The organism is Mycolicibacterium agri, assembly GCF_002553505.1.
GTDB classification, from domain to species: Bacteria; Actinomycetota; Actinomycetes; order Mycobacteriales; family Mycobacteriaceae; genus Mycobacterium; species Mycobacterium agri.
In genome coordinates, this window is the sequence record NZ_PDCP01000016.1 from 49,585 (window position 1) to 63,844 (window position 14,260).

Genomic DNA, 14,260 nt, shown 5'->3' on the forward strand with positions numbered 1-14,260 from the left:
TCATGAGTGAAATCCCGCTGCTGCGCAACCAGTCCGGCATCGCCCGCGACCGGGATCCGCACGCGCCGGTGGAGGACCTCGAGTTCGAGGCCGCGATCGGCCGCAACGTGCGTCAGCTGCGGTTGCAGCAGGGTCTGACCGTCGCGGAAATGGCTGCGCGCGTGGGCATTTCAAAGGCGATGATGAGCAAGATCGAAAACGCCCAGACGTCGTGCAGCCTGTCCACGCTGGCGCTGCTGGCGAAGGGTTTCGACGTGCCGGTCACCAGCCTGTTCCGCGGCGCCGAGGTGGAACGGCCTGCGGCGTTCGTGAAGGCGGGCACGGGCGCGCGCATCGTGCGCAACGGGACCAAGGAGGGCCACGAGTACCAGCTGCTGGGGTCGCTGCGCGGCGAGCACAAGCGGCTGGAATGCCTGCAGGTCACGCTGTCGGCGAAGAGCAAGACCTACCCGTTGTTTCAGCATCCCGGCACCGAGTTCATCTACATGCTCGAGGGCGTCATGGACTACAGCCACAGCCGCTCGGTGTACCGCCTGGAGCCGGGCGATTCGCTGCAGATCGACGGCGAGGGCGCCCACGGCCCGGTCGACCTCATCGAGGTGCCGATCCGCTTCCTGTCGGTGATCGCGTTCCCGGATTCGCAGATCTAGCTTCTTAGCCCCGGTGAGCGCTGAGCTAGGTACAGAATTCGGGCCCCGAACCGTACACAGGTGAGCGCTCGCGGCAGGGCGGCCAGGCAAAAGCCCAGATAGGGCGCATGGTGACCCGCATTTTGTGGGGCGCGGGGGTGCGGAGTACAGTTGGCCGCGTGCAGCGGGTGCTCCTCCTCGACAGCCGCGGCGGGGTCTGATCCAGACCGGCTTCCCGTCGCGGGTAGTCGTAATGCGCCGGTCGAGGTCCCATTTACTCCCGGAGCAACCATCGTGACCACCTTCTCGAAATCAACCCCGGATTCCCCCGACGCCTTCGCGTCCGTACGCCAGATCACCAAGCCCGCTGGCCCGCCGAACCCCGGCCAGCCTGCATGGAACACCCAGCGCGGATCGGCGATGCCGGTCAGCCGTTATCGCAGTTTCGCCGACGAGGTGCCGGGCGGAAGCCCGGCGTTCAGCACAGGGCCGGTTCCTTTCGACCGCACTTGGCCGGACAAGGTCATCGACCGTGCGCCGCTGTGGTGTGCCGTGGACCTGCGCGACGGCAACCAGGCGCTGATCGACCCGATGAGCCCGGCCCGCAAGCGCCGCATGTTCGAACTGCTGGTGCGCATGGGCTACAAGGAGATCGAGGTCGGCTTCCCGTCGGCCAGCCAGACCGACTTCGACTTCGTCCGCGAGATCATCACTGAGGGCGTCATCCCCGACGACGTCACGATCCAGGTGCTGACGCAGTGCCGGCCCGAGCTGATCGAGCGGACCTTTGAGGCCTGCGAGGGTGCGCCGCGGGCGATCGTGCACTTCTACAACTCGACGTCGATCCTGCAGCGGCGCGTGGTGTTCCGCGCCGACCGCGAGGCGGTCAAGAAGATCGCCACCGACGGCGCGCGCATGTGCGTCGAGCAGGCCAAGAAGTACCCCGACACGAAGTGGCGGTTCGAGTACAGCCCCGAGTCCTACACCGGCACCGAGCTGGAGTACGCCGTCGACGTCTGCAACGCGGTCGCCGAGATCATCCAGCCCACCCCCGAGGTGCCGCTGATCGTCAACCTGCCTGCCACCGTCGAGATGGCCACGCCCAACGTCTACGCCGACTCGATCGAGTGGATGCACCGGCATCTGACCCCTCGCGACTCCATCATCCTGAGCCTTCACCCGCACAATGACCGCGGAACTGCCGTCGCCGCAGCCGAATTGGGCTACCAGGCCGGCGCCGACCGCATCGAGGGCTGCCTGTTCGGCAACGGTGAGCGCACCGGCAACGTCTGCCTGGTCACGCTGGGGCTGAACCTGTTCTCCCGCGGTGTCGACCCGCAGATCGACTTCTCCAACATCGACGAGATCCGGCGCACCGTCGAGTACTGCAACCAGCTGCCGGTACCCGAACGCCACCCGTACGGCGGCGATCTCGTCTACACCGCGTTCTCCGGCAGCCATCAGGACGCGATCAACAAGGGCTTCGATCAGATGAAGGTCGACGCCGACGCCATCGGCAAGGACGTCGACGACATCGTTTGGCAGGTGCCGTATCTGCCGATCGACCCGAAAGACGTCGGCCGCACGTACGAGGCCGTCATCCGGGTGAATTCGCAGTCCGGCAAGGGCGGCGTCGCCTACATCATGAAGGCCGACCACGGGCTGGCGCTGCCGCGTCGGCTGCAGATCGAGTTCAGCCAGGCGATCCAGCGGATCACCGACGGCGAGGGCGGCGAGATCTCGCCGAAGGAGATGTGGGACGTCTTCTTCGAGGAGTACCTCGCCCCGGTGCGGCCGCTGGAGCGAGTACGGCAGAAGGTGACCGCCTCGGAGGTCGACGGCGGCACCGACAGAATCGAGGCCGTCGTCAAAGTCAACGGCGAGGAACGCGAGATCGTCGGGGCGGGCAACGGTCCGCTCGCCGCATTCGTCGATGCGTTGGGCGCCATCGGTTTTGACATCTCCGTGCTGGATTACTCCGAGCACGCGTTGTCGGCGGGCGAAGAGGCGCAGGCGGCCGCCTACGTCGAGGCGTCCGTCGGCGGTAAGACCGTGTGGGGCGTCGGCATCGCGACGTCGATCACCACTGCGTCGCTGCGAGCGGTGGTGTCGGCGGTCAATCGCGCGTCGCGCTAGCCCCCCGATCGAGGAAGACGCTCAGCAGTCGGTCCACAAGACCGGCGGCATTCTGCGCGCCCGGTTCGGGCGGCAGGGTGAGGTTGCTGAACACAAAGCCGTTGAGCAGCCTGCTGAATACGTTAATCCTCTCCGGCGCCGCGGTGAAGCCGGCGGCCTCGAACATGAGTGTCGCCGACTTCACTGCGGCCGCCTGGAGTTCGGCCTTATCGCGTATTGCTGACAACGGCCGGTCAGAACAGCGCGTACTGCCCGCCGGTGAGGGTGTGGTCGGTGAACTCCTCGATGCCGGTGCCGCCGATGACGCGGTCGAGGCTCGCCATGAACTCGGCGTCGGGCAAGAGCGGAATGCCCAGCTCGCGGGCTTGATAGCCCTTGCCCTGCTCGGGGGCGGGGTCGTTGCAGATGACCAACGACGTTTCCGGGTCCACGGCCTCGGTGTAGGCCAGGCCGGCGTGCAGGATGCGCTCGATGAGCTCCTCGTGGGTGCGCGTGACCTCGGCCGACAGCGCCACCCGCATGCCCTGCACGAGCGGACGGCCCCGCACGAAACGGCCGGGGTTCATGTACGGGCACGGCAGCCGCGCGGCGATCATCTTCAGCGGGCGCACCTCGTCGTGGGTGACCAGCCCGTTGGGCCAGCGGCGCCGCTGCACCGGCCGCAACGGCAGCCACACCCTGCGCTCGCGCGCCCGTACCAACGCAGGCTTGAGGATCTGCGCAAGCACCATCGCGTCGTCGAGCGCGTCGTGCGGCTTCATCTGGCTGATGCCCCAGTGCTTGGCCAGCGTCTCCAGTCTCATGTTCTCGACCTCGAGATCCAGCCGGCGGGCCAGTTCGACGGTGCACATGACGCTGTCGACGGGCAGTTCGACGGCGGCCAGTTCGGCCTCTGCGGCCAGGAACGCGTAGTCGAAGCCCACGTTGTGCGCGACCAGGGTGCGGCCGCGCAGCACGTCGACGAGCGCCGGTGCAATGTCGGCGAATGTGGGCTTACCGGCCAGCATGTCGGCGGTCAGGCCGTGCACGTGCGTCGGCCCGGGGTCGACGCCGGGGTCCAGCAGCGAGGACACGCTGTGTTCGACGTTGCCGTCGTCCCCGAGGGCCAACGCCGCGACGCTGACGATGCGGGCCTGGCCGGGGCGGAATCCAGAGGTTTCCACGTCGACGACGGCCCAGCCGGCGCCGGGCTCCGCGGCGGGCCTGCCCCAGGAGCCGCTCGGCTGGCTACTGTCGGCCCCGGTATGGCTCACAAGGGTCAGAATCGCACGGGCATCCGACAAGGCTCGGCCGATGGCTCCGCGTGTCGGGCACATAAAATGCCGGGAATGGTCACCGCACGCGGACGAATCGCGCTTGCGGCCGGATCCGCCGCACGCTGGTCGTCGCGGGTGACCGGCCGCGGCGCAGGCGCGATGATCGGCGGCCTCGTCGCGATGACGCTGGACAAATCGATCCTGCGCCAACTCGGTGAGGGCCGCCGCACGGCCATCGTCACGGGCACCAACGGCAAGTCCACGACCACCCGCATGCTGGCCGCCGCGCTCAGCACGCTCGGCCCGCAGCAGGCCGTGGCCACCAACGCAGAAGGCGCCAACATGGACGCGGGTCTGGTCTCCGCGCTGGCGGCCGCCCGCGACGCGGAGTTGGCGGCGCTCGAGGTCGACGAGATGCATGTGCCGCACGTCTCCGACGCGGTCAACCCGAAGGTCATCGTGCTGCTGAACCTGTCCCGCGACCAGCTCGACCGGGTGGGCGAGATCAACCACATCGAGCGCACGCTGCGCGCCGGACTCGCGCGGCACCCCGACACCGTCGTCGTCGCCAACTGCGATGACGTGCTGATGACGTCGGCGGCATACGACAGCCCGAATGTGGTGTGGGTCGCCGCGGGTGGCAGCTGGGCGATGGATTCGGTGAGCTGTCCCCGCAGCGGCGAGATCATCGTGCGCGACGGCACGCACTGGCATTCGACGGGAACGGACTTCAAGCGGCCCACCCCGCAGTGGTGGTACGACGACACCAACATCTGTGGGCCCGACGGGCTTTCGCTGCCGATGCAGTTGACGCTACCGGGAAAGGTCAACCGCGGCAACGCAACTCAGGCGGTGGCCGCCGCGGTGGCGATGGGCGCCGACCCCGCTGCTGCGGTGGCGGCGGCCGCAGGTGTCGACGAGGTCGCCGGGCGATACAGCACCGTACGGCTCGGCGAGCACACTGTGCGGATGCTGTTGGCCAAGAACCCCGCAGGCTGGCAGGAAGCGCTGTCGATGGTCGACACCGACGCGGGTTCTGTGGTGATCGCGGTGAACGGTCAGGTGCCCGACGGCGAGGATCTGTCGTGGTTGTGGGACGTCGACTTCGAGCATTTCGTGGAGCACTCGAAGAGCCGTCCGGTGGTGGCCTCGGGTGAGCGCGGCACCGATCTGGCCGTGCGGCTGGGGTATGCGGGAGTGGCGCACACGTTGGTGCACAGCGCGATTGACGCGATCAAGTCGTGCCCGCCGGGGCGGGTCGAGGTCGTCGCCAACTACACCGCGTTCCTGCAACTGAACAGGGCCCTGTCGCGGGTGTCGAACAGGACGATGTCGCGTGCGTGAATCGGCGGTGCGGATCGGGCTGGTGCTGCCCGACGTGATGGGCACCTACGGCGACGGCGGCAATTCGGTGGTGCTGCGAGAACGGTTGCGGCTGCGGGGTATCGACGCCGAGGTCGTCAACATCACGCTCGATGACCCGGTGCCGTCGACGCTGGACCTGTACACGCTCGGCGGCGCCGAGGACTATGCGCAGCGCCTCGCGACACGGCACCTGACGCGGTATCCCGGTCTGCAGGAGGCCGCGGCCAAAGGCGCTCCGGTGTTGGCGATCTGCGCCGCCATCCAGGTGCTCGGGCATTGGTATGAGACGTCGGCGGGCGAGCGGGTCGACGGCGTGGGACTGTTGGACCTGACGACGTCGCCGCAGCCTCGGCGAACGATCGGCGAGGTCGTCAGCGAGCCGTTGTTGGGGGGTCTCACCGAACGGCTCACCGGCTTCGAAAATCACCGCGGCGGAACGGTTCTCGGCCCCGACGCACGACCGCTGGCGCGGGTGGTGAAGGGCGCTGGCAATCGCGACGGCGACGGCATCGACGGCGCCGTGCAGGGCAGCGTTGTCGCGACCTATCTGCACGGCCCGTGTTTGGCCCGCAATCCGCAGTTGGCCGACCATCTGCTGTCGCGCGTCGTCGGCGACCTGCCGCCGCTGGAGTTGCCGGAGGTGGATCGCTTGCGCCGCGAACGGCTGGCCGCTCCCCGCCGCCCCTAGGCCGCGTCGCTTCGTCCCTTGCGCCCAAACCAACGTTTGGGCGCAAAAGTGGGAGTAGCCCACGCCATTTTGTCGATCTCGGGGCCACCGCGATAAAGCCACGACTCGTACACCCGCCGCAGAATGTCCCGCGGATCGTCCTCGTTGATCACCCGGACGACCTCCCACCCGCGCCGCTCGATCTTGGGCAGACGCCGCGTGTCCTTCACATAGCTTGAGCGATCGCTTCGATGTTGATCGCCGTCGTATTCCACCGCGAGTTGCAGATGACGCCAGCCCATGTCGAGATACGCGAAGGGTTCGCCAGCGTCGTCCAACACCGGAATCTGCGTCTCGGGAATGTCAAACCCGTTGTCTATCAGGAAAAGTCGCAACCAGCTCTCCTTGAGCGATTCGGCGCCCGGGTCGACCAGCGGCAACAGTTCCCGAAGCTGGCGCACGCCACGGACCGGGCCGTATCGATGCATCAACGTCAACACCTCGTCGTCGGAGAACGGCGCGGCTCGCATCAGTGCATCCAGTCGCCCGATCGCGAGATACCGCCGCTGGTAGCGGGCCAGGTCGTATGCCGTGCGCGCCGAGATCGCCACCGTCAACTCGCCGACATTCGTCACTTCGTCAACGCCGACGCGGTCGGTGCGGACAACGAGACCGGCTTGACGCCGCCGTTCGTTGACCAGGAGCTCGATGGGTTCCGTGTCGTCCACCCACTTCGCGCCGTGAAGAGCCGACGCGGCCGTACCGGTGATCACGCCGGTGCGGTTCGACGTCAACCACGCCCCGACGGCTCTGTCGTGCAACGTCGGGACCGCTGTCTTCGGCACGTACACGCCGCGGAAGATCGGGCGGTACCACCGTCTCAGTTCGTGACGGGGCAGTCCGTCACCTAACGCTTCTCTGCCCAGGAATACTGCAGTCATGGCCGCATCGTCGTCCTAGGGGCCGACACGGCGCCGAGACCGACGAAATGGCGCTTTTTACTCGGACTTTTCCGCCCAAACGTTGGTTTCGGCGTAAAAGGAGGGGCCGGCTCAGGTGAGCGCGCGGCGGCCCGACAGCGCGCGCCCCAGCGTCAGCTCGTCGGCGAATTCCAGATCCCCGCCCATCGGCAGGCCCGACGCGATACGGGTCACCGTCAGGCCGGGAATGTCGCGCAGCATCCGCACCAGATAGGTGGCCGTCGCCTCCCCCTCGGTGTTCGGGTCGGTCGCGATGATCACCTCGGTGACGTCGACGCCGTCGACGCGTTCGCCAATTCTGTTGAGCAGCTCGCGAATACGCAGTTGCTCCGGCCCCACACCGGAGAGCGGATCCAGCGCTCCGCCCAGCACGTGATAGCGACCGCGGAACTCACGGGTGCGTTCGACGGCCTGCACATCCTTGGGCTCCTCGACCACGCACACCAGCGACGCGTCGCGGCGCGGGTCGCTGCAGATGCGACAGCGGTCCTCGTCGGAGACGTTGCCGCACACCGCGCAGAACTTCACCCCGTCGCGGACCTTGTTCAGCACCGCCACCAGCCGGTCGATGTCGGGCGGCTCGACGGACAACAGGTGAAACGCGATGCGCTGCGCGCTCTTCGGGCCGATGCCCGGCAGCTTGCCCAGCTCGTCGATCAGATCCTGAACCGGTCCCTCGAACAATTACAGCCCCGGAATGCCCAACTCACCCATGCCACCGGCCAGCGGCCCCAGCCGCTCCTGGGCCAGCAGCGTGACCTGGCGCGCCGCATCGGCGTGCGCACCGACGATCAGATCCTGCAAAGTTTCCACGTCGTCGGGGTCGACGACCTTGCGGTCGATCGACACGCCCACGACCTCGCCGCTGCCCTTCATCGTGACCTGCACCAGACCTCCGCCGGCCTGGCCGTGCACTTCGGTGTTGGCCAGTTGCTCCTGGGCCTCCATCAACTTCTGTTGCACCTGTTGCGCCTGTGCGAGCAGCGCCGACATGTCGGGCTGGCCTCCGGGTTGCATGGCGGTCCCCTTGCGTCTCGGTTACTACCTGGTCTCGACTTGGTTTCGCTCGCTGGCACGCGGCGGTTTGGTCTTCCAAGCCTAGACGCCCACGGGCTACGTTGACGCGGTGCACGTGCCAGCCACCCTGCGTGTCGGCGCGACCGCGGCTGCCTGCCTGCTGATCGCGGCGTCGACGCTTGCCAGCCCGGCGTCCGCCGCCCCCGCCAACATCGCGGGCATGATCGTCTTCCTCGACCCCGGGCACAACGGCGCCAACGACAGCTCCATCAGCCGCCAGGTGCCCACCGGCCGCGGCGGCACCAAGAACTGCCAGGAAAGCGGCACCTCGACCAACGACGGCTATCCCGAGCACTCCTTCACCTGGGAAACCACGCTGCGGATCCGCCAGGCATTGACGGGCCTCGGCGTGCGCACCGCGATGTCGCGCGGCAACGACACCGGCCTGGGCCCCTGCGTCGACGAACGCGCCGCGATGGCCAACGCGCTCAAGCCCAACGCGATCGTCAGCATCCACGCCGACGGCGGGCCGCCGACCGGCCGCGGATTCCACGTGCTGTACTCCTCGCCGCCGCTCAACCAGGTCCAGGCAGGCCCGTCGGTGCAGTTCGCGCAGATCATGCGTGACCAGTTGCGGGCATCCGGGCTGGTGCCCTCGACCTACGTCGGCACCGACGGCCTCAACCCGCGCTCCGACATCGCGGGCCTGAACCTGGCGCAGTACCCGTCGGTCCTCGTCGAGCTGGGCAACATGAAAAACCCCGCCGACGCCGCCCTGATCACCACCCCTGAGGGCAGGCAGAAGTACGCCGACGCCGTCGTCCGCGGAATCGCGGGCTTCCTCGGCGTGCAGCGCCGCTGATCAGCTGCTGCTTTCGACGGCCTTCTTCAGGTTGGCCAGCACCTCGCCCTGAATCTTCTTCAGCCCCAACGGTGCGAACGTCTTCTCGAAGAAGCCGCCGATGCCACCTGCGCCCTGCCACGACGTCTTCACGGTGACCGACGAGCCCGAACCCGCCGGGGCGACGGTCCAGTTGGTGACCATCGAACTGTTGGCGTCCTTTTCGATGACGGTGTGCCCGGCAACGTCGACGTTGGCCTTCACATCGCGCACCCGCGTCTTGGTGGCCTGCAACTTCCACGCGGCGACCGTGCCAGCGCCTTGCCCGCCCTCGAGCACCTGGTAGTCGCGGTAGTGCTCCGACAGGATCTTCGGACGCACCGTTGTGTAATCCGCCACAGCCGCCAGCACCTTGTCCGGTGCGGCGTCGATCAAGACACTGCTTGACGCACTGACCTGTCCCATTAGGAAAACCTTCCCGTCGTGTAGTGCGCGTAGTGCGGTCGCATCGGTTGCACCCGCGGACTAGCGTATATGCGTGTCTGTTCCTGCAACTGACGCATGGGCCGCGCATTCCGCCGGGGTGCGGCGGCTCCTCGCCAGCTACCGTGCCATCCCGCCGTCGGCCACCGTTCGCCTGGCCAAACCGACCTCAAATCTGTTCCGCGCCCGCGCCAAGAGCAACGTCAAGGGCCTCGACGTCTCGGGTCTGACCGGCGTCATCGAAGTCGACCCCGACGCCCGCACCGCCGACGTCGCTGGCATGTGCACCTATGAGAATCTGGTGGCCGCGACGTTGCCCTACGGGCTTTCGCCGCTGGTGGTTCCGCAGCTTAAGACCATCACGCTCGGCGGTGCGGTCACCGGTCTCGGCATCGAGTCGGCGTCGTTCCGCAACGGCCTGCCGCACGAGTCGGTGCTGGAGATGGACATCCTCACCGGCACCGGCGATGTCGTCACCGCGTCACCGGACAAGCACTCCGACCTGTACAGGGCGTTTCCGAATTCCTATGGCACGCTGGGCTATTCGGTCCGGCTGAAGATCGAGCTGGAAACCGTGAAGCCGTTCGTCGCGCTGCGGCATCTGCGGTTCAATTCGGTGCCTGCGCTGATCGCGGCGATGGACCGGATCATCGAAACCGGCGGCCTCGACGGCGCAACCGTCGACTACCTGGACGGCGTGGTGTTCAGCGCCGACGAGAGCTATCTGTGCGTGGGCGTGCAGACGGCCACCCCCGGCCCGGTCAGCGACTACACCGGCCAGCAGATCTACTACCGCTCGATTCAGCACGACGGCGCCGACGGGGCCGAGAAGCATGACCGGCTCACCATCCACGACTACCTGTGGCGGTGGGACACCGACTGGTTCTGGTGCTCGCGGGCGTTCGGCGCGCAGAACCCGAAGATCAGGCGGCTGTGGCCGCGCCGCTACCGGCGCAGCAGCATCTACTGGAAGATGATCGCGCTCGACCAGCGCTTCAACATCGCCGACCGGATCGAGAAGCGCAACGGTCGGCCCCCGCGCGAGCGCGTCGTGCAGGACATCGAGGTGCCGATCGAGCGCTGCGCCGAGTTTGTCGACTGGTTCCTGGCGAATGTGCCGATCGAGCCGATCTGGCTGTGCCCGCTACGGCTTCGTGACCACGCCGGGTGGCCGCTGTATCCGCTGCGGTCCGACCACACCTACGTCAACGTGGGTTTCTGGTCCTCGGTGCCGGTCGGGCCGGAGGAAGGTCACACCAACAAGCTGATCGAACGCAAGGTCAGCGAACTAGATGGTCACAAATCGCTGTATTCGGACTCGTTTTATTCACCGGAGGAGTTCGATCAACTCTATGGCGGGGAAGCCTATAAAACCGTAAAGAAGACCTACGACCCAGATTCACGTCTCCTCGACCTGTATGCGAAGGCGGTGCAACGACGATGACGACATTCCGGGAACACGCGACGCATGCGTCCACGGCCAAAAAGCTGACGCTGGCCGAGATCCTCGAGATCTTCGCCGCGGGTCAACTGCCGCTGAAGTTCACTGCCTACGACGGGAGTTCGGCCGGCCCCGAGGACGCCACGATGGGTCTGGACCTGCGCACGCCGCGAGGCACCACGTATCTGGCCACCGCGCCTGGCGATCTCGGCTTGGCGCGGGCGTACGTCGCAGGTGATTTGGAGCCCTACGGCGTGCATCCCGGCGACCCGTACGAGTTGCTCAAGTCGCTGTCAGACAAGATGGAGTTCAAGCGTCCGCCGGCGCGGGTGCTGGCCAACATCATCCGCTCGATCGGCTTCGAGCATCTCAAGCCGATCGCGCCGCCTCCGCAGGAAGCGCTCCCCCGCTGGCGTCGTATTGCAGAAGGCCTGCGGCACAGCAAGACTCGCGACGCCGAGGCCATCCACCACCACTACGACGTTTCCAACACCTTCTACGAGTGGGTGCTGGGCCCGTCGATGACCTACACCTGCGCGTGCTATCCACACCCCGATGCCACGCTCGAGGAGGCGCAGGACAACAAGTACCGGCTGGTGTTCGAGAAGTTGCGCCTCAAGCCGGGCGATCGGCTGCTCGACGTGGGCTGCGGCTGGGGCGGCATGGTGCGGTATGCGGCCCGCCATGGCGTCAAGGCGATCGGCGTGACGCTGTCGCGGGAGCAGGCGATCTGGGCGCAGAAGGCCATCGCCCAGGAAGGCCTGACCGACCTCGCCGAGGTCCGGCACGGCGACTACCGCGACGTCATCGAGACCGGCTTTGACGCCGTGTCGTCGATCGGGTTGACCGAGCACGTCGGCGTGCACAACTACCCGTCGTACTTCAACTTTTTGCAGTCGAAGTTGCGCACGGGCGGCCTGCTGCTGAACCACTGCATCACCCGCCCGGACAACAAGCACCACGCCACCGCGGGCGGTTTCATCGACCGCTACGTCTTCCCGGACGGCGAACTGACCGGATCCGGCCGCATCATCACCGAGGCGCAGGACGTCGGGCTGGAGGTGGTGCACGAGGAGAACCTGCGCCACCACTACGCGATGACGCTGCGCGACTGGTGCCGCAACCTCGTCGAACACTGGGACGAGGCCGTCGAGGAGGTCGGCCTGCCTACCGCCAAGGTGTGGGGTCTCTACATGGCCGGCTCGCGGCTGGGCTTCGAAACCAATGTGGTTCAGCTGCACCAGGTGCTGGCGGTCAAGCTCGGTAAGAGCGGCGACGACGGCGACCTGCCGCTGCGGCCGTGGTGGACGCCGTAAGCCCGTCGGCCTCAGCCGCCGTCGATGCGGCGCGCGCCGAGTTCGTTCTGCAGTAGCTCCAGCGCGGCCTCTTCGGGGTCGCGCCGCGAGGTCTCGCCGGTGTCGTTGCCTGCCTCGGCCAGCATGTCGGCTTCCTCGTCGGGGGCTATCTCGGGACCCGGCGCCGACGCGGGGGCCGTCGCCTCCGTCGCCGAGCCCACCTCGAAGCGCACCTTCAAGCCGACGCCGAGCGCGTCTTTGAGCGCTTCCTCGACGACCTCGGCGTTGCGGGCCTCGTTGAGCCGCTTGGCCAATGGCGCCGACTCGTGGTTGAACATCAGTGTTCCGCCGTCGACCGTGCGCACCACCGCACCGGCCAGCATCACTGCCAGCGACCGGCTGCGCTCGCGCACCTTGTCCAGCACCGTGGACCACTGCCTGCGGATCGCCGCGGCGTCGGGTGCACCGGCTTGCGGAGCGACGGTCGCGCTCGGGGGCGCCTCGACGACGGGGTCCGACGGCGGCCGCACCGGAGGTGGCGATGACGGGGGTTCCGGCTCCGGCGCGCGGGCGGCGGGCCTTGGCGGCGACGGTTGTGTGGGCGGCGGTTGCGTCGGCGCCGACGGTTGCTGCGGTGCCGGCGGTTGCTGCGACGTCTGCTGCGGGGTCGCCTTGCTTTTGCGGGTGAACTGCTTGGCCGGTGGCGGTGCAGCTGTGCCCGCCGCGGCGGCGTCACCGGGGATCGCCATGTCCAGTCGGGCCTCGATGCGCTCAATTCGTTGCAGCAGAGCCGATTCCGTGTCGCTGGCTGACGGCAGCAGCAGCCGCGCGCACACCACCTCGAGCAGCAGCCGGGGCGCGGTGGCGCCGCGCATCTCGCCGAGGCCGGCGTGCACCACCTCGGCGTAGCGGGTCAGTGTGCCCGCGCCGATGCGGGCGGCCTGGTCGCGCATACGTTCCAGAACATCGCCGGGCGCGTCGACGACACCGCGGGCGGCGGCGTCGGGCACGGCCTGCAGAACGATCAGGTCGCGGAAGCGTTCGAGCAGATCGGTGGCGAACCGGCGCGGGTCGTGCCCGACGTCGATGACCGCTTCGACCGATGCGAACAGCGCCGCGGCGTCGCCTGCGGCCAGCGCGTCGACGGCGTCGTCGATCAGTGCGACGTCGGTAGCGCCCAGCAGCGCCAGCGCCCGCGGGTAGGCGACGTGATTGCCTTCGGCGCCTGCCAGCAGTTGGTCGAGCACCGAGAGCGTGTCGCGCGGCGAGCCGCCGCCGGCGCGGATGACCAGCGGGTAGACCGTCTCGTCGACCTCGACGCCCTCCTGCTCGCAGATGCGTTCCAGCAGTGCGCGCATGGTGCGCGGGGCCAGCAGTCGGAACGGGTAGTGGTGCGTGCGCGAGCGGATGGTCGGCAGCACCTTCTCCGGCTCGGTGGTCGCGAACACGAAGATCAGGTGCTCCGGCGGCTCCTCGACGATCTTCAGCAGCGCGTTGAAGCCGGCCGTCGTGACCATGTGCGCCTCGTCGACGATGAAGATGCGATACCGCGACTGCGCGGGCGCATAGAACGCGCGGTCGCGAAGCTCGCGGGTGTCGTCGACGCCGCCGTGGCTGGCCGCGTCGAGTTCGACGACGTCGACGCTGCCGGGCCCGTTCGGCGCCAGCGCCACACACGAGTCGCACACGCCGCACGGCGTCGGCGTCGGGCCCTGCACGCAATTCAGCGAGCGCGCCAGGATCCGCGCCGACGACGTTTTCCCGCAGCCGCGCGGCCCGGAGAACAGGTACGCGTGGTTGATGCGACCGGCCGCAAGCGCGGTGCACAGCGGCTCGGTGACGTGCTCCTGACCAACCACGTCCGCGAAGGTTGCCGGTCGGTACTTGCGGTAGAGCGCCACGCTCAGCAGGCTACCGATCCGCACCGACGGGCCGCGTGCCAGCACCGCCTACCGCCAGGACACCGCCGGGATCTACCGCGAGCCCGTGCGTGACCTCCCCAACTTCCCGTTTGTGAATCTGGCGACGGTTTGCGCCCGATTTGCGTCGCTGCTCGCACAATTGGCGCGCAGCGGGGCCTGTGGACGACGTTCCCACTGTGGATGGCGCGCGATCGCGGCACCCAATTCGTCGGTCGCCGCGCGCACCGT

At 67.8% G+C, this 14,260-nt stretch carries 14 protein-coding genes; 7 read left to right on the top strand and 7 right to left on the bottom strand.

The window, feature by feature from the left end; genetic code table 11:
- The first annotated feature begins 2 nt into the window (after positions 1-2).
- On the top strand, positions 3-650 hold the full coding sequence (locus tag CQY20_RS11215) for a type II toxin-antitoxin system RelB family anti-toxin (protein ID WP_163701140.1): 648 nt from the start codon (positions 3-5) through the stop codon (positions 648-650).
- A 273-nt stretch (positions 651-923) separates the two neighbouring features.
- Complete coding sequence (leuA, locus tag CQY20_RS11220; RefSeq protein WP_097940155.1) at positions 924-2,765, top strand: 2-isopropylmalate synthase; 1,842 nt, start codon at positions 924-926, stop codon at positions 2,763-2,765.
- Here the strand turns inward: leuA and CQY20_RS11225 are convergent.
- Positions 2,746-2,949, bottom strand: a complete 204-nt coding sequence (locus tag CQY20_RS11225) for a hypothetical protein (protein ID WP_234816199.1) — start codon at positions 2,947-2,949, stop codon at positions 2,746-2,748. The genes leuA and CQY20_RS11225 overlap by 20 nt on opposite strands.
- Before the next feature lie 49 nt (positions 2,950-2,998).
- Entirely contained in the window at positions 2,999-4,018 is a 1,020-nt protein-coding gene (locus CQY20_RS11230; protein WP_234816200.1) for a DEDDh family exonuclease, read from the bottom strand.
- A 75-nt stretch (positions 4,019-4,093) separates the two neighbouring features.
- Here CQY20_RS11230 and CQY20_RS11235 point away from each other — a divergent pair, with 75 nt between their 5' ends.
- Together CQY20_RS11235 and CQY20_RS11240 are read left to right on the top strand one after the other, a co-directional pair.
- The gene (locus CQY20_RS11235) at positions 4,094-5,365 is read left to right on the top strand and encodes a Mur ligase family protein (protein WP_097940157.1); all 1,272 of its coding nucleotides are present in this window, start codon (positions 4,094-4,096) and stop codon (positions 5,363-5,365) included.
- Positions 5,358-6,074 carry a type 1 glutamine amidotransferase gene (locus CQY20_RS11240; RefSeq protein WP_097940158.1) on the top strand — a complete coding sequence of 239 codons (717 nt, stop codon included), beginning with the start codon at positions 5,358-5,360 and terminating at the stop codon, positions 6,072-6,074. The genes CQY20_RS11235 and CQY20_RS11240 overlap by 8 nt, the downstream gene beginning before the upstream one ends.
- On the opposite strand, the gene CQY20_RS11245 is transcribed toward CQY20_RS11240, so the two are convergent.
- The 3 genes from CQY20_RS11245 to CQY20_RS11255 form a co-directional block, all read right to left on the bottom strand.
- Positions 6,071-6,994, bottom strand: a complete 924-nt coding sequence (locus CQY20_RS11245) for a putative endonuclease domain-containing protein (RefSeq protein WP_163701136.1) — start codon at positions 6,992-6,994, stop codon at positions 6,071-6,073. The genes CQY20_RS11240 and CQY20_RS11245 overlap by 4 nt on opposite strands.
- 111 nt (positions 6,995-7,105) lie before the next feature.
- On the bottom strand, positions 7,106-7,717 hold the full coding sequence (gene recR, locus CQY20_RS11250; protein ID WP_097940159.1) for a recombination mediator RecR: 612 nt from the start codon (positions 7,715-7,717) through the stop codon (positions 7,106-7,108).
- Complete coding sequence (locus CQY20_RS11255) at positions 7,718-8,050, bottom strand: YbaB/EbfC family nucleoid-associated protein (protein ID WP_097940160.1); 333 nt, start codon at positions 8,048-8,050, stop codon at positions 7,718-7,720.
- A gap of 115 nt (positions 8,051-8,165) precedes the next feature.
- Between CQY20_RS11255 and CQY20_RS11260 the strand changes: the two genes are divergently transcribed.
- The gene (locus CQY20_RS11260; RefSeq protein WP_097940217.1) at positions 8,166-8,912 is read left to right on the top strand and encodes an Rv3717 family N-acetylmuramoyl-L-alanine amidase; all 747 of its coding nucleotides are present in this window, start codon (positions 8,166-8,168) and stop codon (positions 8,910-8,912) included.
- On the opposite strand, the gene CQY20_RS11265 is transcribed toward CQY20_RS11260, so the two are convergent.
- Positions 8,913-9,356, bottom strand: a complete 444-nt coding sequence (locus CQY20_RS11265; RefSeq protein ID WP_097940161.1) for an SRPBCC family protein — start codon at positions 9,354-9,356, stop codon at positions 8,913-8,915.
- A gap of 73 nt (positions 9,357-9,429) precedes the next feature.
- On the opposite strand from CQY20_RS11265, the gene CQY20_RS11270 reads away from it, so the two are divergent.
- Both CQY20_RS11270 and CQY20_RS11275 read left to right on the top strand, forming a co-directional pair.
- Entirely contained in the window at positions 9,430-10,818 is a 1,389-nt protein-coding gene (locus CQY20_RS11270; RefSeq protein WP_097940162.1) for an FAD-binding oxidoreductase, read from the top strand.
- Positions 10,815-12,131 carry a class I SAM-dependent methyltransferase gene (locus tag CQY20_RS11275; RefSeq protein ID WP_097940163.1) on the top strand — a complete coding sequence of 439 codons (1,317 nt, stop codon included), beginning with the start codon at positions 10,815-10,817 and terminating at the stop codon, positions 12,129-12,131. The genes CQY20_RS11270 and CQY20_RS11275 overlap by 4 nt, the downstream gene beginning before the upstream one ends.
- An 11-nt stretch (positions 12,132-12,142) precedes the next feature.
- Here CQY20_RS11275 and CQY20_RS11280 read toward each other — a convergent pair whose 3' ends face one another.
- Positions 12,143-14,011, bottom strand: a complete 1,869-nt coding sequence (locus CQY20_RS11280; protein ID WP_097940218.1) for a DNA polymerase III subunits gamma/tau — start codon at positions 14,009-14,011, stop codon at positions 12,143-12,145.
- Positions 14,012-14,260: the final 249 nt, after the last annotated feature.

Coding starts and splice junctions, on each gene's coding strand:
- CQY20_RS11275 (WP_097940163.1), top strand. CDS start 10,815: ATGACGACATTCCGGGAACACGCGACGCATGCGTCCACGGCCAAAAAG.
- CQY20_RS11265 (WP_097940161.1), bottom strand. CDS start 9,356: ATGGGACAGGTCAGTGCGTCAAGCAGTGTCTTGATCGACGCCGCACCG.
- CQY20_RS11215 (WP_163701140.1), top strand. CDS start 3: ATGAGTGAAATCCCGCTGCTGCGCAACCAGTCCGGCATCGCCCGCGAC.
- CQY20_RS11245 (WP_163701136.1), bottom strand. CDS start 6,994: ATGACTGCAGTATTCCTGGGCAGAGAAGCGTTAGGTGACGGACTGCCC.
- CQY20_RS11235 (WP_097940157.1), top strand. CDS start 4,094: ATGGTCACCGCACGCGGACGAATCGCGCTTGCGGCCGGATCCGCCGCA.
- CQY20_RS11255 (WP_097940160.1), bottom strand. CDS start 8,050: ATGCAACCCGGAGGCCAGCCCGACATGTCGGCGCTGCTCGCACAGGCG.